Raw genomic sequence first — 23,649 nt, 5'->3', positions numbered from 1 at the left:
CGCTTCCGTCGTCGGAAGCGGGCCAGACGCCCGCTCACAACAGATCCCCGGAGGGCCGAGCCATCTCGACACCGCCACCCGCACCGCAGCCCGCACAGCCCGCCGGGGCGCCTCCGGTGTGCCCGCGACACCCTGACCGGGTCTCCTACGTGCGCTGCCAGCGCTGTGGACGGCCGACCTGCCCCGAGTGCCAGCGGCCTGCCGCCGTCGGGATCCAGTGCGTCGACTGCGTGAACCGGGCCGCGCGGGCCGTGCCGAGCACCCGCACGATCTTCGGCGGCACCGTGCGCGGCGGGCGGCCCGTCGTCACCCTGACGATCGTGGCCCTCTGCGTGGTGAGCTGGGTGCTGCAGCTCGTCACCGGTGGTGACTGGACCCAGCGCTGGGCGTTCGCCCCCTCCGTCGGCCTCGACGAACCGTGGCGCTTCCTCACCGCGGCGTTCCTGCACTCCACCAGCCCGCTGCACATCCTGTTCAACATGTACGCGCTGTGGCTCACCGGCCCGTTCCTCGAGCAGGCGTTCGGGCGCGGGCGCTTCATCGCGCTCTACGTGCTCTCCGCCGTGGCGGGATCCGTCGGCTACCTGCTGCTCGCCAGCCCCACCATCGGCGGCGGCTGGAACACCGCGGTCGTCGGGGCCTCCGGCGCCGTGTTCGGGCTGTTCGGCGCGATCATCCCCGTGCTGCGCCGCACCGGGCGCAGCGCAGGTCAGATCGTCGCGCTCATCGCCATCAACATGGCGATCCCGTTCTTCGTGGGCGGCATCGCCTGGCAGGCGCACCTCGGCGGCCTCGCCGTCGGGCTGGCGGTCGGCGCGGGGTTCGCCTTCGCGCCACGCGAGCGGCAGGCGCTCGTGGCGTGGCTGCTGCCCGCCGGGGTCGCCGTCGTCCTCGTCGCCGCGACCCTGTGGAAGTACGCCTCGGTGGGGATGCTCTGAGCTTCGCCCACAGGGTTGTCCACAGGTGTGGAACGAACTACACCTGTGGAAGTCGTCAGCCCGAGGTCGTCAGCGCCAGCGCGTGGTGAGGCCGAAGCCCGCGATGATCAGCACGAAGCCGACGGCGAGGTTCCAGCCCTCGAGCGCGGGGATCGGCAGGCCGAGCCCGGGTGCCGTCAGGTAGTACAGGACGATCCACGCCAGGCCGACGATCATGAGGGTGAGCATCGTCGGCACCAGCCACGGCGGGTTGCCCTGCGCCTTGGCCTTCGGGGTCGCGGTCGCGGTCTGCTCGACCGGCGCGCTCTTCTTCTTGCGGGACTTCGACTCGGGCACGGGGTGGGCTCCTGTCCGGACGGGCGGGTCCGGCGGTCGTAGGCCGGATGCCTGACACCGCCGGTGATTCTGTCGACTAGCGTAGTCGTCAGCAGGCTTAAGAAGGACAGCCCGGGACTGAGGTGTACTGCGATGAACCGACGACTGCGCGCGAGCGCGACCGTCGCGTGCGTCCTCGCCGCGTCCGGGCTCATGTTCACCGCCAGCGCGCAGCTCGCGGACGGCAAGGACGGCCGCGAGCCGCAGGACCTCGCAGAGCTCGTCACGACGGAGTCGGACCGGGTCTCCGACCTCACCGACCGGATGAACGAGCTCGAGGCCGAGATCGACGACCTCGGCAAGAAGGCGAACGCGGACCTGCCCACGCGCAGCGCCGCCCTCGCCGCCGACGAGTCCGTCGTGACGGGCGCGCTGCCGGTGGGCGGACCGGGGGTGCGCGTGGCGCTCGACGACGCTCCGGCGTCCAGCCAGTCCATCAGCGGCGCCCGCCCGGACGACCTCGTCGTGCACCAGCAGGACGTCCAGCACGTCATCAACGCCCTGTGGGCGGGCGGTGCCGAGGCCATGACCCTGCAGGGCGAGCGCGTCACCGCGACGTCGGCGTTCCGCTGCTCCGGCAACATCCTGCTGCTGCACGGCAAGGTGTTCTCCCCGCCGTACGTCATCGAGGCCGTCGGGGACCCGACGGCGCTCCGCGCGTCGCTCGACGCCGACCCGGGCGTCGCCATCTACAAGCAGTACGTCGACTGGGTCGCCCTCGGCTGGTCCGTCAAGCAGTCGGACGACCTGGACCTGCCCGCCTACACCGGCAGCTCGGAGATGAAGTTCGCCAAGGTCCCCGCCGGGACGGACGTGTTCTCGTGACCGGCGTCGGGCACCCGGGCCGGCGATGGCGCACGCGCCACGCCCCCGCGTCCTCCCCCGCCGCCCCCGTCGAGACGAGCCCTCTGCCATGACCGTTCCCGCCACCCCCGCCGCACCGCGCATCCTCGTGGTCGACAACTACGACTCGTTCGTCTACACGATCGTCGGCTACCTCGACCAGCTCGGGGCGCGCACCGTCGTCGTGCGCAACGACGCCGTGCCCGAGCCGGACGCCGACGGCGTCTTCCGGGACGCGGACGGCGAGCGGTTCGACGGCGTGCTCGTCTCCCCCGGGCCCGGCACGCCGAAGGAGGCCGGCGCGTCCGAGGACGTGATCCGGGCCTGCGCCAGGTCGCGCACCCCCATGCTCGGCGTCTGCCTGGGCCATCAGGCCCTCGCCGAGGTGTACGGCGCCACCGTCGCGCACGCGCCGGAGCTGATGCACGGCAAGACCAGCCTGGTGGAGCACGACGGCGAGGGCGTCCTGGACGGTCTCGCGTCCCCGTTCACGGCCACGCGCTACCACTCGCTCGCGGTGCTCCCCGAGACCGTGCCTGCCGAGCTCGAGGTGACCGGCGCGACGGAGAGCGGCGTCGTCATGGGCCTGCAGCACCGCGACCTGCCGCTGCACGGCGTCCAGTTCCACCCGGAGTCGGTGCTGACCGAGGGCGGCCACCGCCTGCTCGCCAACTGGCTCACGGTGTGCGGCGACGCCGGCGCGGTGGAGCGCTCGCACGGCATGGCGCCGCTGGTCCACACGGCAGGCTGAGCCCGGCGCCGGTCGGCACGGCCGGCGCCGGGTCAGAGCCGGTGGTTCAGGAGTCGTCGCCGCCCAGGTCGAGGCCGGGCAGCGCGCCGTCGTCCCCGCCGTCCGTCGAGGTGTCCGTGGGTGTCGGCTCGTCGGTCGGGGTGGACCCGGCCTCCGGGCCGGTCGAGACCACGATGCCCACGTGGGACCCGACCTCCACCTCAGTGCCCGCCGGCTTCTCCTGGGAGATCACGAAGCCCACGGGAACGTCGTCCGAGGGCGCGAAGGTCGTGTCCGGCGTGAGCTGGGAGTCGCCCATCAGGGTCTGGGCCTCCTCCGCGCCCTTGCCCACGACGTCGGGCACCGTCGTCATGTCCGGCGCCTTCTTCTTGGCGATGACGATGGCGACGTCGCTGCCCTGGGTGACCGGGCCGGCGTTCGGGCTCTGCCGGATGACGGTGCCGGGCGTCTCGTCGCTCTCCTCGGTGGTGCTGGACGAGCTGAGCTTGAGCTCGCTGATCTTCTTCTTGGCGTCCTTCTCCGACATCCCCACGAGGTTCGGCAGGTCGACCTGACCGGTGGAGACGACGATGTCGACCGTGTCGCCCTCGCTCGCCGCCTTGCCCTCGCCCGGGTCGGAGCTGATGACGAGGTCCTTCTCGACCGTGGCGCTGTTGGCCTGCGAGACGTCGCCGAGCTTGAGCTTCGCGTCGGAGAGCTTCTGCTCGGCCTCGGACTGCGTGAGCCCGGAGAGCTCGGGGACGGCGACGGTGTCCGGCCCGGCGGAGAACGTGACGGTGACGGTGCTGCCCCGGTCCGCCTCCGTGCCGCCCTGCGGGTCCTGGCCGAGGAAGGTGTTCTCCGGCTCCGTGGAGTCGGTGTCCATCTCCTGCCGGTAGACGAGGCCGGCCTTGGTGATCTGGTCCTCGGCCTCGGCGGGGGTGATCGTCTTGCTCAGCGACGGGACTGTGACGGTGTCCTCGCCGGCGGAGTTGACGATGATCAGGGTGATGATCGTGGCCAGGGCGATGGCGCCGATCGCGATCAGCGTCCACATGAGCCCCTTGCGGCTCTTCTTCTCCTCCTCCTGCGGCGGGACGCCGCCCGGCGGGGTCTGCACCGCCGTCGCGCCCCACGGAGAGGCCCCGGCCGGGTCCATCACCTGGGTGGCACCGCCCTGACCCATGACCTGGGTCGCGGCGGCACCGGCCGCGGCGGCGCCCAGCAGCGGCGCCGTGACGTCCCCGCCGCGCAGCGCCGTCTCGAGGTCCGCGCGGAACTCGGCGGCCGTCGAGTACCGGTCGTCGCGGTCCTTGGCGAGCGACTTGAGCGTGATGCGGTCGAGGACCTCCGGCACGTCCGACGCGAGCTCGCTCGGACGCTGCGGCGCCTGCCCGACGTGCTGGTAGGCCACCGCCACCGGGGAGTCCCCGATGAACGGGGGACGGCCGGTGAGGAGCTCGAACAGGAGGCAGCCGGTGGAGTACAGGTCGCTGCGGGCGTCGACGGTCTCGCCGCGGGCCTGCTCGGGCGACAGGTACTGCGCGGTGCCGATGACGGCATGGGTCTGCGTCATCGTCGCGGCGGAGTCCGCCATGGCGCGGGCGATGCCGAAGTCCATCACCTTGACCGCGCCGGTGGGCGTGATCATCACGTTGGCCGGCTTGATGTCGCGGTGCACGATCCCGGCCTGGTGCGAGTACTCGAGCGCGCTCAGCACGCCCGCCGTGATCTCGATGGCCTCCTCGATGGGCACCGCCGCGCCGTCCTGCAGGATGTCGCGGACCGTGTGGCCCTCGACGTACTCCATGACGATGAACGGGATGGGCACGGACGCGCCCTGCGTGTCCGTGTGCGTGTCCTCGCCCGTGTCGTACACGGCGACGATGGCGGGGTGGTTCAGGGCGGCCGCGGACTGCGCCTCGCGGCGGAACCGGGCCAGGAACGACGGGTCGCGCGCGAGGTCGGAGCGCAGCACCTTGATCGCGACGGTGCGACCGAGGCGCGTGTCGTGCCCGATGTGTACCTCAGCCATGCCGCCGCGGCCGATGAGCTCACCGACCTCGTACCGGCCCGCGAGTACCCGGGGCGTCTTGTCCACCACTCAGTCGTCCTTCTTGGTCATGGCCGCGCGCGCGGCGCGCGGCGTGTCTCGGAGCATCATCCCAGAGTTGGGACGGACGCCCGCGCGAACGGTCGTCGGGCACGGCGACGTGTCGCGCGGTACGCACGGCGTGCCCTGGTTCGTGCCCTGCACGGTGCGCCGCGTCGCACGCCGTGCCGTCGGGCGGGTGGTGAGTGGTGCGAGCCGGCCGCCGGTGAGGGTGAGGGCCGGACCGAGGAGGACCGCCGCCGCGGCCTGGTCGTCGGCGCCGGCGGCCATCGCCTGCACCAGCGTGGCGAGCAGCAGCACCACCAGCAGGCCGAGCAGCGCGAGGAGCGGCCACGAGAGCCGTCCGAGGGGGCCGAAACGCTGGCCGGTGGACGTCGAGGTGCGGCGCGTGGCGGGCTTCGCCTCCGGGTCCGGCCGGGACGCCCCCGCGCGGGTGCGGGTCGTGGCCGGGGCGGTCGGCGCCTTGCGGACCGCGGGTCGGCGGGGGTCGTGCGAGCCGGCGCGCACGTCCCGGCGCGACGGGAACGCGCGCGCGACGTCGTCGGACGAGGGCGCGGTCGGGGCGACGGCCGCATCGGCCTCCGCCCGCGCCTCCGGCATCGTCGCTCCGTCCGCGGCGTGGCGCGCGTCGTCGGCCGACCCGACGGACGCCCAGGTCACGGGCATCGCGGTGGACGGCGGGGTGGAGGGTCGCGGCGTCGGGGCGGCGTGCGCGGGGACGGCACGCGGCGGGCGCGCGCTCTGCCGCGCCGCGGCGGCGACGCGACGGGCCGACCGGGACCGCGCGCCCAGCGGGTCCTCCGCGATCTCGCGGGCGAGCGCCTCGAGCTCGCTCGCGAGCGCGGCGGCGGACTCGGGTCGGCGCGACGGGTCCTTCTCGAGCATGCGGCCGATGACGTCCGCGAGCCCGGGATGCACGTGCGTGGGCAGGGGCGGCACGGGCGCGTTGACGTGCGCCACCGCGATGTCGACCGGCGTCGAGCCGGTGAAGGGGCGCTTGCCCGCCGTGGCCTCGTACGCGACGACCCCGAGCGCATAGACGTCCGAGGCCGCCGTCGCCGGCTGCCCCACCGCCTGCTCCGGCGACAGGTACTGCGCGGTCCCCATGACCATGCCGGTGGCGGTCATCGGGGCCTGGTTGGCGGCTAGGGAGACGCCGAAGTCGGTGATCTTCACGCTGCCGCCGTGCTCCAGCAGGATGTTGCCGGGCTTGACGTCGCGGTGCACGACCTTCGCCAGGTGCGCGTGGTGCAGGCCCCGGGCGGTGGCGGCGAGGATCGGCAGCAGCTTGCGCGGCGCGACGACGGGCTCGCGCTCCAGGAGGTCGGCCAGCGGCTCGCCGAGCACGAGCTCCATGACGAGGTAGCCCGCGCCGTCCTGCTCGCCGTAGTCGTACATCTGGGCGATGTTCGGGTGCGACAGGGCCGCGCTGTTGCGCGCCTCCGTCCGCAGGCGGCGCAGGAAGTCCTCGTTGCCCGTGTACTCCTCCCGGAGCACCTTGACCGCGACCTCGCGCCCCAGGTAGCCGTCGTCGGCCACCCAGACCTCGCCCATGCCGCCCACCGCGATCTGGCGCGTGAGGCGGTACCGCTCGCCCAGCGCGAGCCCCGTGCTCGGCCTCATCCGTTCAGCACCGCTTCCATGACGGCCTTGGCGATGGGCGCGGAGACGGAGCCGCCGGTGGCGTGCGAGCCGAGGTCGCCGCCGTTCTCGACGACGACCGCGACCGCGACCTGCGGGTCCTCCGCCGGCGCGAAGCCGGTGAACCACACGTGCGGCGGCTCCGAGTTGTCGCCGTGCTGGGCGGTGCCCGTCTTGCCGGCGACGGTCACGCCGGAGATCTGGGCGGCGGTGCCGGAGCCGGACTCCACGACGCTCTTCATCATGTCGGTGAGCTCCGACGCCGTCTTCTCCGAGACCGCGCGGCCGAGGCTCTGCGGCGAGGTCTCGCGGACCACCTCGAGCTGCGGGTCGCGCACCGTGTCGACCGAGAACGGCTGCATGACCTCGCCGCCGTTCGCGATGGCCGCGGTGGTCATCGCGACCTGCAGCGGCGTGGAGACGACGCTGCCCTGCCCGATGCCGGACAGCTCCACCTGAGCGGTGTTCATCGCGTCCGGGTCGGGGTCGTACTGGCTCGCAGCGGTCGAGAACGGCACCTCGTACTTCTTGCCGAACCCGAACTTCTCGGCCTGCTCGTCCATCGCCTGGGCGCCGAGCTTGCCGCCGAGGCCGAGGAACGCGGTGTTGCAGGAGATCCGCAGCGCGTCGGCCAGCGTCATCTCCCCCGCGGACGCGCACGACGTGCCCGCGAAGTTGCCGACCTGCGTGCTGGTGCCCGTGAGCGTGTACGCGGAGGGTGCCGGGATGACCGTCGACGGCGTGTAGTCGCCGCTCTCGAGCGCGGCGGCGGTCGTGACCAGCTTGAACGTCGAGCCCGGGGGGTAGACGTCGGCCGTGGCGCGGCTGATCAGCGGGTCGTCGTCGGCGTTGAGCAGGTCCGTGTAGGCCTCGCTGGCCTTCTTGGTCGAGTGGGTCGCGAGGTCGTTGGGGTCGAACGACGGCTTCGACACCAGCGCGAGGATGGCGCCGGTCTTCGGGTCGAGGGCGACGACGGCGCCCCGCTGGTCGCCGAGCGCGTCCCACGCGGCCTTCTGCGCCTTCGGGTCGATGGTGAGCTCCACGGACGAGCCCTCGGGGTCACGACCGGTGAGCAGGTTCTGCAGGCGGTCCACCCACAGCGCGTCGGCCTGCCCGTTGAGGTAGTCGTTCTCGGCGTGCTCGATGCCCGTGGTCCCGTTGGCCAGCGAGAAGAAGCCCGTCAGCGGCGCGTAGAGCTTTCCGCTGGGGTACTGCCGCTGGTAGCCGAACTCGTCGTCGACCGGCTTGGACAGGGCCACCGCCTCGCCGCCCACGACGATCGGGCCGCGGGCGCGCCCGTACTCGGCGTAGATCGACCGGACGTTGCGGGTGTCGTTGTTCAGCTCGTCGGCGTGGAAGAACTGGATCCACGTGGTCGACACCATGAGCGCCAGGAACATGACCATGACGACGCCCGCCAGCCGGCGCAGGGTCGTGTTCACTGCTGCTCACCTTCTCGGGTGTCGCGGAAAGGCTCGAGCGCCTCTGTCGGGTGGTCGGAGCCGGTGACGGACCGCCGCACCGGGGTGCCGCCCGCCGGGGTGCCGGTGCCCGACCTGGACTCGTCGTAGGCGCCGACGACGATCGGGTCGTGCATCGCAGCGCCCTGCGCGACCGTGCCGCGCACGGGCAGCGCGGACGGGCGACGGGCGTTGTCCGAGATGCGTAGCAGCAGCGCGATGACGATCCAGTTGGCCAGCAGCGAGGACCCGCCCTGCGCCATGAACGGCAGCGTCAGACCCGTGAGCGGGATGATGCGCGTGATGCCGCCGACGACGACGAACAGCTGCAGCGCCATGACGAACGCGAGACCGCCGGCGAGCAGCTTGCCGAAGCCGTCGCGCACGGCGACCGCGGTCCGCAGGCCGCGCTGCACGATGAGCAGGTACGCCATGAGGATCGCGAGCAGGCCGGTGAGGCCCAGCTCCTCGCCCAGCGACGAGTAGATGAAGTCGGAGAAGGCGTACGGGACCTTGTAGGGGTACCCCTCGCCCCAGCCGGTGCCGAACAGGCCGCCGGCCGCCATCGCGAACGTGCCCTGGACGATCTGGTACGACGCGCCCGACGAGTACAGCTCGGCGTCGAACGGGTGCAGCCACACCTCCATGCGCGCGGCCACGTGCGAGAACACGCTCGTCGCGAGGACGGCGCCGGCGGCGAACAGCACGAGGCCGATGAGCACCCAGCTGAACCGCTCGGTGGCGAGGTACAGCATCGCGACGAACAGGCCGAAGAACAGCAGGGACGTGCCGAGGTCGCGCTCCAGCACGAGGACCGCCAGGGACGCGGCCCACACGATGATGATGGGGCCGAGGTCGCGGATGCGGGGCAGCTGGAGGCCGAGCACCTTCTTTCCCGCGAGGGCGAGGGTGTCGCGGTTCGTCACCAGGTAGCCGGCGAAGAAGATCGCGAACGCGATCTTGGCGAACTCGGCGGGCTGCAGCGAGAACCCGGCGATGTTGACCCAGATGCGCGCGCCGTTGATCTCGGTGCCGATGCCGGGCAGGAGCGGCATCAGGACCAGCGCCAGGCCTACCAGCATCGCCGTGTAGGTGAGGCGGCGGATCCAGCGGTGGTCGCGCAGGAACCAGATGAGCAGGATCGCGATGACGGCGCCGAGCACCGTGTACATCATCTGTGCCCAGGCGTTCGCGCCGGCCATGCCTGCGAGCTCGAGCCGCAGGATCATCGCGAGGCCGAGCCCGTTGAGCAGCACGACGGCGGGCAGGATCACCTGGTCCGCCCACGGGGCGCGCAGCCGCAGGACGACGTGCCCGGCGAGCGCGACGACGACCAGCAGGATGCTGACCGGCCAGAACTCGGTCGGCAGGGAGCCGGTGACGCTGCGGCCGACCATGGCGAAGGCCGTGATGCCGGCCGTGAGGGCGAGGATCAGCAGGAACAGCTCAGCCAGGCGTGCGGGGCGGCGCTCCGTCGGCTCGACGGTGCGAGCGGCGGGAGTCTCGACGGCGGCGGCGCTCACCCCTTCGACCCCCCGCCGGCCTTCGTGGCCGTGGCCTTGGGGCTGGGCGTGCTGGACGGCGTGGCCTTCGGTGTCGGCGACGGCGTCGGGGTGGGGGACGGCGTCGGTTCGGGTGCAGCCTCGGCGATGAGCCGGTCCGCGCGCTCGCGTGCCTCGGCCTCCGAGGAGGCGCGGATGGAGCCGTCGAGCCGCTCGGTCCAGTAGTCCGGCAGGTCGGAGACGGGGGTGCCGGTGAGCTCCACCGCGGTGGACAGCGTGATGGGGCCGGCGCTGGCCGGGATGCCCTGGTAGACGGCGACCTCGCCGTCGGCGACCCCGACGTAGTACTGCTGCTGCGTCCACCCGTACGCCCACCACAGGCCGTACCCGACGCCGCCGAGGACGACGAGCACCACGAGGGCGGTGAGCCACGGGCGTCGGCGGCGGCGCGGGCGGGCGTCGGTGTCGTCGGCCTCGTCGTCGGGGTCCTCGTCGTCCTCGTCGTCGTCCGGGTCGGTGGCCGCGGGCGCGCTCTCGGAGGTCTCCGCCGGGGTCGTGAGGACGTCGGGGAGCTCGCCGGTCGCGGCCGCGCCCACCACCTGCGGGACGGTGACGCCCTCGACCGGCACGGCAGCGACGGACTCCTGGGTGGTCGACGCGTCGTCGTCCACGACGTCGGCGACGATCACCGTGATGTTGTCGGTGCTGCCGGCCGTCATGGACAGCGTGATCAGCAGGTCGGCGGCGTCGTCGGGCGAGGGCGTCTCGGCGAGCACCTCGGTGATCTGCTCGGGCGTGACGAAGCCGGACAGGCCGTCGGAGCAGAGCAGCCACCGGTCGCCGGCGCGCGCCTCCCGGACGGACATGTCGGGCGTGAGGTCGACGTCGAAGTCGCCGAGCACCCGCATGACGACGTTGCGCTGCGGGTGGTGCTCCGCCTCCTCCGGCGAGATGCGGCCGGTGTCGACGAGGTGCTGCACGAACGTGTGGTCCACCGTGACCTGGGTGAGGCGGCCGTCGCGCAGCAGGTACGCGCGCGAGTCGCCGAGGTGGGCCATGACCAGCGTGGTGCCGGTGTGCAGCAGGGCCGTGACGGTGGTGCCCATGCCGACCAGCTCGGGGTCGGCGTCGCTGGCGCGCACCAGGTCCTGGCGTGCGCGCTCGACCGTGTGCTCGAGGTCGGTCAGGGCCTCTTCGGGCCCGTGCTCGGTGCTGTCGAGGGGCGCGAGCGCGGCGATGGCCAGCCGCGACGCCACGTCGCCGCCCGCGTGCCCGCCCATGCCGTCGGCGACGGCGAGGAGGTGCGGTCCGGCGTACGCGGAGTCCTGGTTGTTGGAGCGCACGAGGCCGACGTCGGACCGTGCGGCGTAGCGCAGGGTGAGGGTCACGGAGCAGTCACCCCTGGAGCTCGACGACGGACTGGCCGATCCGCACGCCGACGCCCGGCGCCAGCGGCTGCGGCCCCGACACCTGGGTGTCCCCGATGAAGGTGCCGTTCGTCGATCCGAGGTCCTCCACGTACCACTGGTCGCCCTGCGGGAAGATGCGGGCGTGCCGCGACGACGAGTAGTCGTCGTCGAGCACGAGGGTGCAGCCCGGAGCCCGGCCGATGAGGATCGACGCGGACGACAACGGGAGCGTGGTGCCGGTCAGCGGGCCGGTCGTGACGACCAGGCGCGTGGGGCCGGAACGGCGCGGGGGCGCGGGAGCCGCGGCCGCGCCGGCGGGTGTCGCGGCGGGGGCGGCCGGGGCCGGGTCCGTGCGTCGCCGGTCCGCACGGGAAGCGCGCGGGGCGCCCCGGGGTGCCAGGTCGCGGCGCAGCACCGCGATCGCGGAGAGCACGAACACCCAGAGCAGCACCAGGTAGCCCAGCCGCAGCAGGGTGATCGTCAGCTCACTCATCCTGGGGGGATCACCAGCCTTCGGTCTGCTGGCCGGAGGCGCTGCCGGTCCAGAACATGATGCGGGTACGGCCGATGGTCAGGGTGTTGCCGTCGAGCAGGGTGGCCGCAGGCACCTGGTGGCCCTCGACGAACAGGCCGTTGGTGGAGCCGAGGTCGGTCGCGACGACGCCGTCCGGAGTCACCCGGATCTCCAGGTGGCGGCGCGAGACGCCCGGGTCGTCGACGACGATGTCGGCCTCGGCGTCGCGGCCGATGACCGTGACGGGGCCGGTGAGCAGGTACCGCTGCCCGTCGATGTCGATGAGGGGGTGGCGCGTGGACGGCGCGGCCGACGTGGCCGGCGCGACGTTGCCGCGCACGGTGGCCGAGCGGAGCTCGAAACGTCCGGCGGAGATGTCCTCGTGCTCCTCGAAGGAGACGCTGACCGGGCCCACGAAGGCGTAGTGCTGCGACGCCGCGTACTCGGTGAGGTTCGTGGCGAGCTCGTCGGCCATCGTCTCCGCACCCCAGGCGTCGATCTGGGAGAAGTCCGCGGTCGACAGCTCGATCGTGAACTCGTTCGGGACGACCGTGCGGTCGCGCCCGACGACGGCGGCGCGGTCGTCGACCTCGCGCCGCAGCCGGCTCGCCAGCTCGACCGGCTTGATCTCGCTGTTGCGTCCCACCTTCGCGAACGCGTTGTTCATCACGCGCTCGACGCTCTTCTCGAAGCGCTCCAGGGCGCCCATGCCACCTCCTCCCGTCGGCCCACTCGTTCGCGGGCAGACTATCTAGATCGTAGGCAGGGCCGCAGCACCACTCCTCCGCGCGGTGTGGATTTCCTGCGAACGCTCGGCGCAGAACCGCGACCAGCAGGTCACGGCGAGGTGACGACGCGCTCTCCTGACCTGCCGCCGACCTGCGCGGGAACCGACCCTCGCCGGGGCGCGTCCGCACGGGCTGGAGGCGATTGGGGGCTACCCCCTGCGCCGTGTTAATGTTCTGCGGCACGCGCGAGTGGCGGAATAGGCAGACGCGCACGGTTCAGGTCCGTGTGCCCGAAAGGGCGTGGGGGTTCAACTCCCCCCTCGCGCACGTGAGGAGGGTTTCGGCTTCAGGGTCGAAACACCTTCGGAAAGTCCCGGTCAGGTTCTCCTGGCCGGGACTTTCTGCGTTCCGGGAGGTGTGATCCGGCTGTGGGCGCCGGCGCGAGCCTGACTCCGCTGTCGGACCTGGTGAAGCCGCGTCGTGAGGGCCGCGGGAGCCGTTGCGGGGCGACGGCGTGCGGCGCGGCCGGGCTGCGCAATGCCGGTGATGTCAGTTGTCGCCAGGTGCCTGGGGTCGCTGGGGCGGTCCTCGACGATGTCGGCGCGCTGACCGGGTGAACCGGCCCATGGGTCGAGTGTCGGGTGGTTCGCCGAGCTGCTCGGCCCAGGGTTCGGTCTGGTCGTGGCTGGTGGACCACCGGAAGAGCTCGACGGTGTTGTAGCCGGCGAGGTAGATCGCGAGCAGGAGCTCGGTGGCGTGGCGGTTGAGGATCTGAATGAAGCCGCGGTTGAGGTTGGTGTCGGTGAATCGGATCCGGGAGTTGAGGGTCTCGGCGTAGGTGCGGCGGTTGTAGGAGAGTGACCAGACGGTGGACTGCCACGGCAACTGCTGACGGTCACGCTCTTGATCGGTATCGGGAGCGGTGACCGTGGCGCCACAGCCGCACTGCGATCCGGGCTTGCAGGTGGAGGTCGGTAGGTGGGCTCCGAGTCGCATGCTCGCCGGGGAGTTCGGGCAACGGAGGCGGCCGGAGACGGCGGGTCCCTTGAGTCGTTGGGTGCCGAGGGCGTCGTTGTGGCGGCTGTGCGGGATGTAGCGGTACGGCTCCCGGGCGTCGAACACGTCCCTCAGGTGGGCTTTGGTCGCAGCAGTGTCGCCGACGTTCGGCGGGTTCAGGCGGCGCAGCGGGAGGGGCAGTGCCTCGGAGTAGAGGTGTCCGTCGAGCCAGAGAGTGCCGGGGACTGGACCGGGGTTGGTGCCCCTTTGGTTGGTGTGCAGGTCCATGGTGACGGTGATGCCGAGGTGGCGCATCGGCCTGGCGAAGCGTTCGGCGCTGGCCATGGTGTATCCGCGGTCGAAGAGGCCCTCGTCGACCGGCCCGTGCTGCTGGATCGCGCGTGTGAGCGCTACTGCGGCGCCGGCGCGGTCCTGGACACCTGGACGTATCGCCATGCCGGCGCAGATGCGCGGTCCCTCGTCTTCGCCGATCGAGGCGACATAGGTCGCGAGGTGGAACTCGTAGCCCACGTAGAACTCGCTCGGGCGCCGGTCGGTGGATGTGCGCTTGCCCCAGCGCGCGTCGGGGTCGGCGCACACCTGGCCCTCGCGGGTGCTGTGCCCGTCGTGGTATGGGACGGCGTAGGACTCGAAGTCGGTGCCGTCGATGGCGATCGCGTGGGTTCGGCGGAACGCCCGTGGCAAGGCCGCCTGAACGATGGTCACCGCGAGCTCGTCAGCGCTCAGGTCGAGGAAAGAACAGGCTGGCGGGCAGGGGTCGACCTCGCCGGTGTCGAGGTTCACCCGCAGGTCGTGGTTGTGGTCGACGTGCACGCCGTCGCGGGTGGCGGTGCTGAGGGCGGTGAACGCACTCCAAAGACGGCGGTAGAGCCGCTGCCGCCCGGCGGGGTCGTTGATCCAGGTCTCGGGGACTCCGAGGCGGTTGCGGGAATCTGGCGTGAGCCCGAGAACGGTGTTCTCGACGCTGCCGAGCGTCATGCGGTGGGGGCTCGACAGGGCGTGGAGGAACAGGAGCCGGGCGACAAGCTGTAGGGAGACGGCTCGTGGGCGTCCTCGGGTCGACGTGCTCGCCTGCAGGATCGCATGGATCCTCGGGTGGTCGGCGAGAGCGAGGGCGCGAGCGACGCGCTGCTTCTCGGTGAGCGGGTTGGGGCGGTAGCGCACGATGCTTCGACCTGACGCTGTGCGCGTCGGTCGGGCGTTGCGGACTGCCGTCCGGCGGCTCATCGAAGGGCGATCTCCGCGACGAGATCGGCTTCGTCGAAGGGTGGAAGGTAGCCCATGAGGTGGCCGAAGCTCTTCCACGAGGTGACCCCGGCCAGCTGAGCGAGGGCGTTGAGATGGACGCGGTGCTGCAGGTGATCGAGCATCCAGGTTGCCCGGAGGCGCGACATCCTGATCGGAGGGCAGTCGGCCGGGATCTCGGCCTTCTCGATCATGTGCCAGAGCCTGGAGCGGTCCCACTCGCGAGCGATGAAGCCGAGGATGGTTGACCCTGGGTCATCGCGTCGAATCCGATCGAGCGTCGTGTCGTGCGGCGGCGTGATCGGGATCGTGCGTGGCATGTCGCCGGGAACCTCGAGGCACAGGTGACCATGTCGCAGGACGAGGTGGTCGGTGGTGACGCGCCAGGTCTCTCGCGGATAGATCCCGGTGCCCAGCCCGAGGGCGAGTGTGGAGGTGAGCCTGCGCCGCTGTGTCGGGGTGCGCTGCTGCTCCGCGACCTCGAGCAGTCGATCCACTTCCGCGTGTGTGTACGGCACGATCGCGTAGTCGGCGCGCATGCGGGCTGGTAGCGGCGCCCATGGCGCGCGCCGGGTGACGGCTGTCGAGAACCGGCGCAGGTCGGACCGCCGCGTGGCTCGTGATGCGTGCGCGAGGTGGCTGCATCCGACCGCGATGTACCGCCCGACGACGTCGGGCGTGAAGATCTTCTCGCGTTCCAGCGGGATGCCCTGTCGGTGGGCCCAGACGACGAATTGGCTGAGGGTTCGCATGGCTTCGATCGCGCGCCGCCGGTCGACGGGACGGATATCGAGCGCGACGGCCCGGGTGAACTCGGCGACGGGCTGCCAGTCATCGGGTCGCAGCGCCGAGGGGACGTAGCGGCGTACTGCTTCGCGGGCGGACTCGGTATCGTCGTCGTCGTCGGCGTGGCGGTTGACGGGCGAAGTTCCAGAAGAGGACGCTGAAGGCATAGGAAGACCCCAATCGGTACTCGGGGTGGTTCTGGCAGCGGAGTCGAAGTCCGCTGATGCGAGGCGATCGGGTTCAGGAGGTGCGACTCCTGGACCCGTTTTCGCGCCTCCGGCGCCCAGCGCCGACCGAATCAGCCCATCGGGCCCCCGGCTGCGTCGTCGAGAGCCCTGGCAAGAAGCTCGGCGTGGACGGCGGTCACCGGCCGACCCGTCCGGTGCGCCACGTCGTACAGTCGCTGCGCAGTGCGGGCGGGGATGCGTGCGTCGAAGCGCACGAGCTCGTCAGGCTGATGGACACGGGGGCGCGACGACGGGCGCCCGGTCCTCGCTGACCGGATCTCAACCAAGTCCTTCGGTTCCATCGCTGCGTCCTCCCATCGCCCACGTCCACACCACAAACACCGGATCCGTGAATCCGTCGTGTCGGGTGGTTGGGCCGACTGAGAGGACGGTGGTCAGCCGCACCTCGCGCGCCGCGGTCTGGAGCCGCAAGCCAACTCCCGCACCTCGTACGGGTAGCCCTTCCAGAGTAGGCGCGCGCACCCTGGAGTCACGAGGGCGCGCGGGGCCAGCCGCTGAGTTAGGGCGGTCTCCGGTCTAGTCAGAGGTTCGACCGTGGGTAGCGATACCGACGGATCTCCGCCGCTGCGCACGCCACGTTCCGAGTCGTGCAGCAGGCTGCTGCACAACTGCTCCCGCGTGAGACCGGGAATCATGCGGAGGCGCTGCGCAATCCGTAGTAGCAAGGCAGGCCGCGGTAGGAGTGGCAGGTGGTGCACGCTCGGGCACCAGCGGCATGGTCGCAGGCGGCGGCAAGAGACGATTCTCGCCGCGGCGATGCCTGAGGGATTGTTGTTGCATTCAATGGTGCTTTGGTGTGCTCCACGGCTACAGTCGTTCCCATGGCTGGCAGCATCCGCACCAGAGCTCACGCCGCGGCAACCCAGGCGGACATCCACGACCTCGTGCGCGTACTGAACGAGAACGTCGGTCCGACGATCGTGCAGACGATTGCTGGCGTGAAGGACCGCACCCTGCCGAGCAAGTGGGCCAAAGCTGACGGCCCTACGCCACGCCAGGATGCGCAGCGGCGCTTGCGCCTGGGGTATCAGGCGTGGTGGACGGTGAGCAGTGCGCAGGGCCCGAGCGTCGCGATCGCTTGGCTCGTGGGTGCCAACCCCATGCTCGACGAGAACCTGCCGCTGCAGTACATCGTCGACGAGCGTGCGGCCGAGGTCCTCGGCGCCGCGGTCGCATTCGTCGATGACATGCACGCGGCATGACCCAGGGACTGTTCGAGTCAGTGGCGAGGCGCCGCCGTCAGTTCGCCCAGGGCGTTGGGACGTGGGCGCCACTGACGACGGGCGGTGTCGCGATGGCCGTCAGTCCAACGAAGCAAGGAGAGGAGGGGCCATGATGTCGACGCCAGCCGACCGGCCATCCGGCGTGGGCCAATCCGCTCCTCTTCATCGGCGATAGGATCGGCGCGCCAGTGCGCAGCACGACCGAAGGAGGCCAAGATGGCACGCGCAGACATGCTCCTTGACCTCGTACAGGCCGAGCGGCGAGGCGACAGGGAACGCTTCCGCGTCCTGGTCGAAGCCGTGATTGCCGAAGAGCGCGCCAACCAGCACCACCTGCTCGCCGACCGTCTCTCCGAAATCATCACCACCACCGGTCAGGGTCTGGCCCGTGACGACCGTGCCGCGGCTGTCAGTGACCTGGTTCAAGAGATCGTCGCCAACCGCCGGCTCGGCGACTTGGAGCTCGCAGACGTCCCGCGCCGGGTCGTGACAGAACTGATCGAAGAGCAGCGACGTGCCGACCTGCTCAGGAACTACGGGATTGAGCCGAGGAACCGCATCCTCCTGTCTGGTCCTCCGGGCAACGGGAAGACCAGCGTGGCCGAGGCGATTGCCTCGGAGCTGATGCTGCCGTTCTACGTGGTCCGGTACGAGGGGGTCGTGTCGAGTTTTCTTGGCGAGACCGCGGCACGGCTCGACAGCGCCTTCGAGTTCGCGCGTAGCCGACGGTGCGTCTTGTTCTTCGATGAGCTCGACACCATTGCCAAAGAGCGTTCGGACGAGCACGAGACAGGTGAGATCAAGCGTGTCGTGTCCACGCTCTTGCTTCAGATCGACCGCCTCCCGGCGCACGTCGTCTTTGTCGGTGCGACCAACCACAGCGAGCTCCTGGACCGTGCCGCCTGGCGGCGCTTCCAGGTGCGCGCCGAGCTCGATGCGCCGAGCCGCGACCAGGCGACAAGGTTCCTCGAGCGACTTGCCGCCAGGTTGGGCGGAGACCTCGGGTATGCGCCGCGAACCTTGGCGGACAAACTTGCAGGTTCAAGCTTCGCCGAGTTGGAGGAGTTCGCGCTAGATGTCAGGCGGCGTGCTGTCCTCGAGATGCCAGACGGCGACCTACGTCGCATCGTCCGTGAGCGCCTCGAGCACCGCCGTGGTCAGATGACGCGGTGAACGAAGCACAACGGCCACTGCTGGCCCTCGGCGCACCCACCGTGGCGCAGAGGGTGAAGCAGAAACCGCTGGCGATGCCCCGCGCATCTAGGGTGGGCGCCGCGCGGCAAAAGGAACGACTGACGCCGCAGTTCCGCGAGCTGGCGGCCGCGTTCGACGCGGAGCGGGCACGGCTCGGCCAGGACGTCCCTGACGAGGTCGATCCCGAACTGGTCGTCGTGTTCGACTTGGCCGGGAGCATCGGCGAGTTCCGCAACGCGGTCAACCGAATCGACGGCCTGGAGTTCCTGTCTGAGCTGCTGGGCGACGAGAGCGACCCCGACGACGATTTCTATATGACGGAAGTTGGCACCGGGCGTACCACCAAGCCGGTCCCGCACTCGCTGTACATGGTGATGACCAACTCCCGGGCGATCGAGGAGCTCCTGCGCCTGTTTGCCGTCTGGCAGCAGGACCCGTCGGCCAAGTTTGAGCACGGGCTCGGCAAGTTCAAGGACGCCTTCCAGCAGCTCTCCTCGATCAGGCGCTGGGGCCCTGAAGACCGAGTTCGGGAGACGGGCCTGCTTGACGCGTGGCGGGAACACCTCGAGTTCGTCGGCCAGTCTGTTAGCACTGTGATGGCTGAGATCGAACTCTGGTACCGGGGCGACCCAGGAGCCCGGACTCAGGCCGAGGACCACGTTACGCAGGTTGTCGTCGACTCTGGAGGGCGGGTGCTCCAGCGGTCCCAGATTGGCGAGATCGGCTATCACGCGCTCCTGGCAGAGCTTCCCGTCCAGCAAGCCGAGACCGTGTTGACTCAAGGAGCAGCGTCGATCAGGCTGCTGACGACCGACGACGTCATGCTCGTTGGTCCCTTCGCCCCGATGAGTGTCACACCGGCGAGCGAGGCGCCCGCGGTAAAGGTGCAGGTTTCCTCACAACCTGAAGCGGCCGGGCTGCCGAGGATCGCGCTTCTGGACGGTTATCCGTTCACGAACCACGACGCTCTGAGGGGCAGGCTCTCTATCGACGACCCTGACAGCCTCGAAAGCAACTATCCGGTGCTCGCACGGAACCACGGCACCGCGATGGCGTCGCTGATTCTCCACGGCGATCTTTCGATTCCCGGAGACCCGCTCGAGCGTCCGCTCTACGTGCGGCCGATCATGAGACCTCACGAAATCAACGAGCGGGTCGAGCAGGTCTTCCCGGACAAACTGTTCACCGATGTCCTTCACCAGGCGGTGCGGCGCATCGTCGTCGGAGACGGAAGCCGCGAGGCCGTGGCACCCAGCGTCCGGATCGTCAGCCTCTCCCTAGGTGCGCCGACGCGGGCGCTCGTGCGGCGGATGAGCCCGGTGGGCCGGTTGCTCGACTGGCTGGCATACGAATACAACCTGCTGTTCGTTGTGAGTGCAGGCAACCATGTTGGTCCAATCACGGTCCCCGCTGATGCCGCAACCGACCTGGACCGCGCCAGGACCGAGGCCGTCAAGTACGTCTACGGCAGAGCGATCCTCCGTGGCATCTTCCCGCCTGGTGACGCACTCAACGCCCTCACCGTGGGCGCCACCCACGAGGATGGGCTCAGTGACCACGAGGTACCGGATACGGTCTGGGACCTGACGCGTCCTGGTGCGCCGGCGCTCTATGGCGCGACTGGACCCGGAGTGGGCCGCTCGATCAAGCCGGACATCCTTCACAGCGGCGGACGTGCGTTCTTCACCCGCCCGGTCTCGGACGTCGAGCAGGGCACGGCCACTGCGGAGCTGTTGGCGACCACCGTCTCTGGACCTGGCCACCAAGTCGCTGCGCCCGGGCGGGGCGGAGCGACGAATCTCACCGTCTTTACTAACGGGACGAGCAACGCTGCTGCCCTCGTGACCAGAGAGGCGAGCCGCATCTTCGACATCCTCGAGGCGGGAGCCTCGAGCGAGGATGACATTCCGCTGCCTGACGCCCAGTACCACCCTCTGCTCGTTCGGGCCCTGCTTGCTCACGCCAGCTCGTGGGGACCGCTCGAGGGGACCCTGCGCCGCGACCTTGGGATCAGCAACCAGGACGCAAGGCGACGTTTGACTCCGCTGCTGGGTTACGGGCGGCTGGACACCAGCCGCCTTGGTGCTGGCGCAGCAAACCGTGCCGTGCTCGTCGCGGGTGGAAGCATCGGACGTGACGAGCGGCGAACGTATGGTCTGCCCTTGCCGACGTCGCTACAGGCTGTGGCCGATTGGCACCGCATCACGATCACTCTGGCCTCGATGGCCCCGACGATCGGTCAGCGAACCCAGTACAGGGGCTCGAAGGTCTACTTCGTCACACCCGACACCAAACTCGGCGGCGGAGACCGGATCGACGCAGAGCACAACGCCGTGAGGCGAGGCAGCCTGCAGCACGAAATCGTTGAGGGCAATCGCGCCATGGTGTTCGGTGACGGCGACTCGTTCCCCATCCATGTCGAGTGTATGAATCACGCACAGCGCCTGGGCGCAGGCGAGAGCATCCGCTACGCGCTCGTCGTCTCCATCGAGACAGCCCTGCAGACGTCGACCACGATCCACGACGAAGTCCGGACGAGGCTGCGTGAACGAGTACGAGGTCGCGCGACCGTGTGAGAGCCCGTGCGTACCCGCCACCTCCGCTGCAGGCTAGATCAGAGCCTCCACTGAACCCGGGCATAACAGTGATGCGGGTGAATCCTCGCCGAGTCCTGCGCTCTCGCCGCGTCGGCCTGGCGAGCAGCCAGTGGGTCACGGTAGGACTTCGGTTATGACGGAAGTGACCGAGCGACCGCAGACGCCGACCAGACCTGTCGAGCATGGTGCGTACCGTGCGTGGCTCCGCACCGGGGCGAGGGAGGATTGGGTCGACCGTGCTGCCGACCATGTGGGTGCGTGGCTGCGCAGCAAGGACCAGCGCTTGGACGTGGACCTGTCCCGCGGCGATGGTGTGCACATGGTCGCCGTAAAGACGATTATCGTGCGCCACCAAATCAACAGCGGTAAGAGTGCGTTCCGGCTCGCGATGGTCGAGGGTGTGCCAGGCTCTCGGTACAACGAAACCTCGCTGGCGCATGAGGAGTGGGAATGACCGACGAAGTATCGGTCGGAAATCTCATCAAAGTCGTCAGTATCGATGCACTTGACGGGACTGTGTACTTCCGTGTGAATGACGGGCGAACTGGTCGACACCCGGGCTGGCGTGGGGAGCTTCCCGAGCGAGGCGATCTCTTCATCGTTAGCGATGATAGTTGGGATCCTGCGCCCGCCGAGGCTTGGCCCGAAACGAACTCGATAGCAATCGTGAAGGGAATTCTTGACGACGGAACAGTCCTCCTCGACGCGTCTCTGGGAATACGAACCGCGCACAATCATCGCGGCGTAGCCATCGACATCAATTACACGGTCGAGTACAACGACGTGGACGGTATCGTCCGAGTCGTCTCAGAAACACCGATCCGCAGTAGAGACTTTGGGATGGACGCCGAAGATGTGGAGAGGGAGTACCATGTCGCGAGCAGCGGGGACGGACCATCCTTCGCCGACTTCGGCGGCTACCCAGAGGTGATCGCGCGCGCGCGTGAACTCATTGAGACGCAGCTTGAGCGACGCGAAAAGCTAGACGAGATCGGAGCGCGCCCGGTGAAAGGCGTGCTATTCACTGGGCCGCCTGGAACGGGAAAGACGCACCTCGCGCGAATTATCGCCCATGAGTCAAAGGCGGACTTTTACCTCATCAGTGGACCGTCGATTGTAAGCAAGTGGATGGGGGACACCGAGGAGACTTTGCGCCGCATCTTCAATGCCGCGACGGCAAGCGCCAGTGGCCGCGCGATCATCTTCTTCGACGAGATCGACAGCATCGCGGAACGCAGAACCAACGACTCTCACGAAGCGTCGAAGCGCCTGGTCGCGCAGCTCCTGACGTTGATGGATGGCTTCGACGACAAGGGCAAGAGTGTCGTCGTGATCGCCGCAACGAACCGAGTCGACACCCTCGACCCTGCACTGACGCGACCCGGTCGGTTCGACTGGGAGATCGAGTTCGGCCTTCCGGGCGTGGTCGATCGGCTCGAAATCCTTCGCGTACGCGCCCGTGAGCTGAAGACCGCGCGGGACCTGCCACTTGAGGACATCGCGGTTCTCTCGGAAGGATGGTCCGCCGCTGACCTAGCCTCCATCTGGACAGAGGCGGCGCTGGTTGCTGCCGGCGATTCTCGAGGCGAGATCGCTGCTGAGGATGTCGCACAGGCGTACGAGCGTGTCGCAGCTCGTCCCCGCCGCGCATACGTCGAGGAGGCGAGCAAGTGAAGGTTTGGACTCGGATCAAGCGCTGGCTACGGCGTCCCAAGCGCACCGCCGACCCGGACATGCCCCAGGCGCTCCAGGAGTCACCGCTTCGTGAGTTCGTCTACCTAGACGAGGTGAGTCTTAGGAGCCTCCTCTCCTCGCAGACCGGTGAGGTAACCGATTCCACATCGGAACAATTGAGCGACGCACTATCAACGGAGCTGTCCGGAACGATCGGAGCGAACCCTGGCCTTGTTGCGAAAGCAGAGCTAGCCTCGAAGTTCCAGACCAGCAACAGCAGCAGCATTCAGACGTCGCGCAAAGCGACCGTCCAGTCCTGGTTCCGCGAGTTTCATGCGATCTCCGGTCTTCGCCGCATCGAGCCGACAAGCGTGAGTGGTCCCGCGGATGACATCCCCTCCCTCGAGAAGGTCGACGATCCAGCACTCGCGTTGAAGTCAGCGGATCTGCGGCGCGGTGATCTGGTCGAGTTCCGAGTGCGGCTGAAGGCAGACCCCGTGTTTCACCTTGGCACGATGGTGTCCGAGTTTTCCGCGATGGCCGAGGACTTCCCGGACATGTTTGAGGCGGGGAACGGGCTCGAATCACTCCGCGAGGCGCAGCCTGTGAACAAGATCTTGCAGCGGCTGCTCGCGGGGCTCATTCCTATCCGGGCCGAGGCGATTGACTACTCGGTCGCAGTTGTAAACGGGACAGAGTATGTCGTTCATAACGAGCTCATCGAAGGGCTCCCGCTTGACGACGTGAAGCACCTTGAGATCGTTGGCGTCACGGAGCATATCGCGTACTGGAAGGACATCCGCCGAGTCCTGTTCTCGGATGCTGAGTTCACGTTGCTTGCGCGTGTCGCGCGATCCGGCCTCGAAGATTCTTGGACGCCGGTAAAGCTCGCCGACCTATTCCGCCAAGTTGCTCCCGGTCTAATCGACCAGATCAACTCTGCGAGCCGGGAGCCGTTCGACGGCACGCCACAGTTGCATTCTCCTGCGTCGGCACCCGAATCCGCGTTAACGAACGCGTTGATGATTTACTCAGACTCCCTTTTGAAGGAGTCAGGCAAGAAGCTAGTAAAGGCCGGGAAATCCCAGCTCGCCCAGCGTGTCAACAGGCTTGAATCGCTCGGCGAATCCGTTTCGGATCAGCGAACTGCTTTCCGGAGTATCAGAGAACTACTCGATGAGCTTTCGGGCGTCGCGGTTACGCCAGAGCGGGATCTGGAGCTCAGGGAAACTGCGCGCACGGCCGCAGGGCTGCCGATCTTTCCTGCACTTGCGCATGGGCGGTCGACGGCTGCGTCCACCAGTGTTGTCACTCAGAGCGCGAGTGCGGCCGCGAGTGAGCGTCTGCTCGACGTAGATGTGATTGCAATCTACTGGTGAACGATCTGGGTCTGCTGCATGGATAGGCGACAG

At 69.3% G+C, this 23,649-nt stretch carries 19 protein-coding genes and 1 tRNA gene; 10 read left to right on the top strand and 10 right to left on the bottom strand.

All coding sequences use genetic code 11. The annotated features are described in order from the left end of the window. Positions 1 to 251: 251 nt before the first annotated feature. Complete coding sequence (locus ACWGKI_RS04040) at positions 252 to 938, top strand: rhomboid family intramembrane serine protease (RefSeq protein WP_452184889.1); 687 nt, start codon at positions 252 to 254, stop codon at positions 936 to 938. A gap of 69 nt (positions 939 to 1,007) precedes the next feature. Here the strand turns inward: ACWGKI_RS04040 and ACWGKI_RS04035 are convergent, their stop codons facing one another. Further along, the gene (locus ACWGKI_RS04035; protein WP_452184887.1) at positions 1,008 to 1,274 is read right to left on the bottom strand and encodes a cell division protein CrgA; all 267 of its coding nucleotides are present in this window, start codon (positions 1,272 to 1,274) and stop codon (positions 1,008 to 1,010) included. Positions 1,275 to 1,406: 132 nt separating this feature from the next. Between ACWGKI_RS04035 and ACWGKI_RS04030 the strand changes: the two genes are divergently transcribed. After that, positions 1,407 to 2,138, top strand: coding sequence for a DUF881 domain-containing protein (locus tag ACWGKI_RS04030; RefSeq protein ID WP_452184885.1), 732 nt, complete (start codon positions 1,407 to 1,409; stop codon positions 2,136 to 2,138). A gap of 88 nt (positions 2,139 to 2,226) precedes the next feature. Continuing rightward, positions 2,227 to 2,907, top strand: a complete 681-nt coding sequence (locus ACWGKI_RS04025) for an aminodeoxychorismate/anthranilate synthase component II (RefSeq protein ID WP_380240712.1) — start codon at positions 2,227 to 2,229, stop codon at positions 2,905 to 2,907. A gap of 46 nt (positions 2,908 to 2,953) precedes the next feature. Here the strand turns inward: ACWGKI_RS04025 and pknB are convergent, their stop codons facing one another. From pknB to ACWGKI_RS03990, 7 genes are read right to left on the bottom strand one after another with little or no spacing between them, the layout of a single operon-like run. Then, a complete protein-coding gene (pknB, locus tag ACWGKI_RS04020) occupies positions 2,954 to 4,990 on the bottom strand; it encodes a Stk1 family PASTA domain-containing Ser/Thr kinase (RefSeq protein ID WP_452184883.1) in 2,037 nt (678 codons plus the stop codon). Beyond that, a complete protein-coding gene (locus tag ACWGKI_RS04015; RefSeq protein ID WP_452184881.1) occupies positions 4,991 to 6,622 on the bottom strand; it encodes a serine/threonine-protein kinase in 1,632 nt (543 codons plus the stop codon). Beyond that, the gene (locus ACWGKI_RS04010; protein WP_452184879.1) at positions 6,619 to 8,082 is read right to left on the bottom strand and encodes a peptidoglycan D,D-transpeptidase FtsI family protein; all 1,464 of its coding nucleotides are present in this window, start codon (positions 8,080 to 8,082) and stop codon (positions 6,619 to 6,621) included. The genes ACWGKI_RS04015 and ACWGKI_RS04010 overlap by 4 nt, the downstream gene beginning before the upstream one ends. Then, a complete protein-coding gene (locus tag ACWGKI_RS04005) occupies positions 8,079 to 9,623 on the bottom strand; it encodes an FtsW/RodA/SpoVE family cell cycle protein (RefSeq protein ID WP_380240721.1) in 1,545 nt (514 codons plus the stop codon). The genes ACWGKI_RS04010 and ACWGKI_RS04005 overlap by 4 nt, the downstream gene beginning before the upstream one ends. After that, on the bottom strand, positions 9,620 to 10,990 hold the full coding sequence (locus ACWGKI_RS04000) for a Stp1/IreP family PP2C-type Ser/Thr phosphatase (RefSeq protein ID WP_452184877.1): 1,371 nt from the start codon (positions 10,988 to 10,990) through the stop codon (positions 9,620 to 9,622). Before ACWGKI_RS04000 ends, ACWGKI_RS04005 begins: the two co-directional genes overlap by 4 nt. A gap of 7 nt (positions 10,991 to 10,997) precedes the next feature. Further along, a complete protein-coding gene (locus tag ACWGKI_RS03995) occupies positions 10,998 to 11,504 on the bottom strand; it encodes an FHA domain-containing protein FhaB/FipA (protein WP_452184875.1) in 507 nt (168 codons plus the stop codon). A 10-nt stretch (positions 11,505 to 11,514) separates the two neighbouring features. Then, complete coding sequence (locus ACWGKI_RS03990; RefSeq protein WP_380240728.1) at positions 11,515 to 12,234, bottom strand: FhaA domain-containing protein; 720 nt, start codon at positions 12,232 to 12,234, stop codon at positions 11,515 to 11,517. A 262-nt stretch (positions 12,235 to 12,496) separates the two neighbouring features. Here ACWGKI_RS03990 and ACWGKI_RS03985 point away from each other — a divergent pair. After that, a tRNA-Leu gene (locus tag ACWGKI_RS03985) sits at positions 12,497 to 12,580 on the top strand. Positions 12,581 to 12,802: 222 nt separating this feature from the next. Here the strand turns inward: ACWGKI_RS03985 and ACWGKI_RS03980 are convergent. Further along, on the bottom strand, positions 12,803 to 14,434 hold the full coding sequence (locus ACWGKI_RS03980) for a hypothetical protein (RefSeq protein WP_452184873.1): 1,632 nt from the start codon (positions 14,432 to 14,434) through the stop codon (positions 12,803 to 12,805). 59 nt (positions 14,435 to 14,493) lie between these two features. Next, positions 14,494 to 15,468: a site-specific integrase gene (locus tag ACWGKI_RS03975; protein WP_452184871.1), complete on the bottom strand. Its 975-nt coding sequence runs from the start codon at positions 15,466 to 15,468 to the stop codon at positions 14,494 to 14,496. A gap of 902 nt (positions 15,469 to 16,370) precedes the next feature. Here ACWGKI_RS03975 and ACWGKI_RS03970 point away from each other — a divergent pair. From ACWGKI_RS03970 to ACWGKI_RS03945, 6 genes are all read left to right on the top strand, one after another. After that, complete coding sequence (locus ACWGKI_RS03970) at positions 16,371 to 16,751, top strand: hypothetical protein (protein ID WP_452184868.1); 381 nt, start codon at positions 16,371 to 16,373, stop codon at positions 16,749 to 16,751. A gap of 237 nt (positions 16,752 to 16,988) precedes the next feature. Beyond that, the gene (locus tag ACWGKI_RS03965; RefSeq protein ID WP_452184866.1) at positions 16,989 to 17,945 is read left to right on the top strand and encodes an AAA family ATPase; all 957 of its coding nucleotides are present in this window, start codon (positions 16,989 to 16,991) and stop codon (positions 17,943 to 17,945) included. After that, positions 17,942 to 20,542 carry a S8 family peptidase gene (locus ACWGKI_RS03960; RefSeq protein ID WP_452184864.1) on the top strand — a complete coding sequence of 867 codons (2,601 nt, stop codon included), beginning with the start codon at positions 17,942 to 17,944 and terminating at the stop codon, positions 20,540 to 20,542. The genes ACWGKI_RS03965 and ACWGKI_RS03960 overlap by 4 nt, the downstream gene beginning before the upstream one ends. Positions 20,543 to 20,696: 154 nt before the next feature. After that, positions 20,697 to 21,017, top strand: a complete 321-nt coding sequence (locus ACWGKI_RS03955) for a hypothetical protein (RefSeq protein WP_452184862.1) — start codon at positions 20,697 to 20,699, stop codon at positions 21,015 to 21,017. Further along, positions 21,014 to 22,237, top strand: coding sequence for an AAA family ATPase (locus ACWGKI_RS03950; protein ID WP_452184860.1), 1,224 nt, complete (start codon positions 21,014 to 21,016; stop codon positions 22,235 to 22,237). The genes ACWGKI_RS03955 and ACWGKI_RS03950 overlap by 4 nt, the downstream gene beginning before the upstream one ends. Continuing rightward, positions 22,234 to 23,616 carry a DUF6414 family protein gene (locus ACWGKI_RS03945; RefSeq protein ID WP_452184858.1) on the top strand — a complete coding sequence of 461 codons (1,383 nt, stop codon included), beginning with the start codon at positions 22,234 to 22,236 and terminating at the stop codon, positions 23,614 to 23,616. Before ACWGKI_RS03950 ends, ACWGKI_RS03945 begins: the two co-directional genes overlap by 4 nt. Positions 23,617 to 23,649: the final 33 nt, after the last annotated feature.

It is taken from the genome of Isoptericola sp. NPDC055881, from assembly GCF_053615895.1.
This window is presented reverse-complemented; position numbering and strand designations above follow the sequence as displayed.

Excerpts from the sequence above, each read along its gene's own strand:
- ACWGKI_RS04030 (WP_452184885.1), top strand. The coding sequence starts at position 1,407 with ATGAACCGACGACTGCGCGCGAGCGCGACCGTCGCGTGCGTCCTCGCC.
- ACWGKI_RS04025 (WP_380240712.1), top strand. The coding sequence starts at position 2,227 with ATGACCGTTCCCGCCACCCCCGCCGCACCGCGCATCCTCGTGGTCGAC.
- ACWGKI_RS04015 (WP_452184881.1), bottom strand. The coding sequence starts at position 6,622 with ATGAGGCCGAGCACGGGGCTCGCGCTGGGCGAGCGGTACCGCCTCACG.
- ACWGKI_RS03995 (WP_452184875.1), bottom strand. The coding sequence starts at position 11,504 with ATGAGTGAGCTGACGATCACCCTGCTGCGGCTGGGCTACCTGGTGCTG.
- ACWGKI_RS03990 (WP_380240728.1), bottom strand. The coding sequence starts at position 12,234 with ATGGGCGCCCTGGAGCGCTTCGAGAAGAGCGTCGAGCGCGTGATGAAC.
- ACWGKI_RS03975 (WP_452184871.1), bottom strand. The coding sequence starts at position 15,468 with ATGCCTTCAGCGTCCTCTTCTGGAACTTCGCCCGTCAACCGCCACGCC.
- ACWGKI_RS03970 (WP_452184868.1), top strand. The coding sequence starts at position 16,371 with ATGGCTGGCAGCATCCGCACCAGAGCTCACGCCGCGGCAACCCAGGCG.
- ACWGKI_RS03965 (WP_452184866.1), top strand. The coding sequence starts at position 16,989 with ATGGCACGCGCAGACATGCTCCTTGACCTCGTACAGGCCGAGCGGCGA.
- ACWGKI_RS03955 (WP_452184862.1), top strand. The coding sequence starts at position 20,697 with ATGACGGAAGTGACCGAGCGACCGCAGACGCCGACCAGACCTGTCGAG.
- ACWGKI_RS03950 (WP_452184860.1), top strand. The coding sequence starts at position 21,014 with ATGACCGACGAAGTATCGGTCGGAAATCTCATCAAAGTCGTCAGTATC.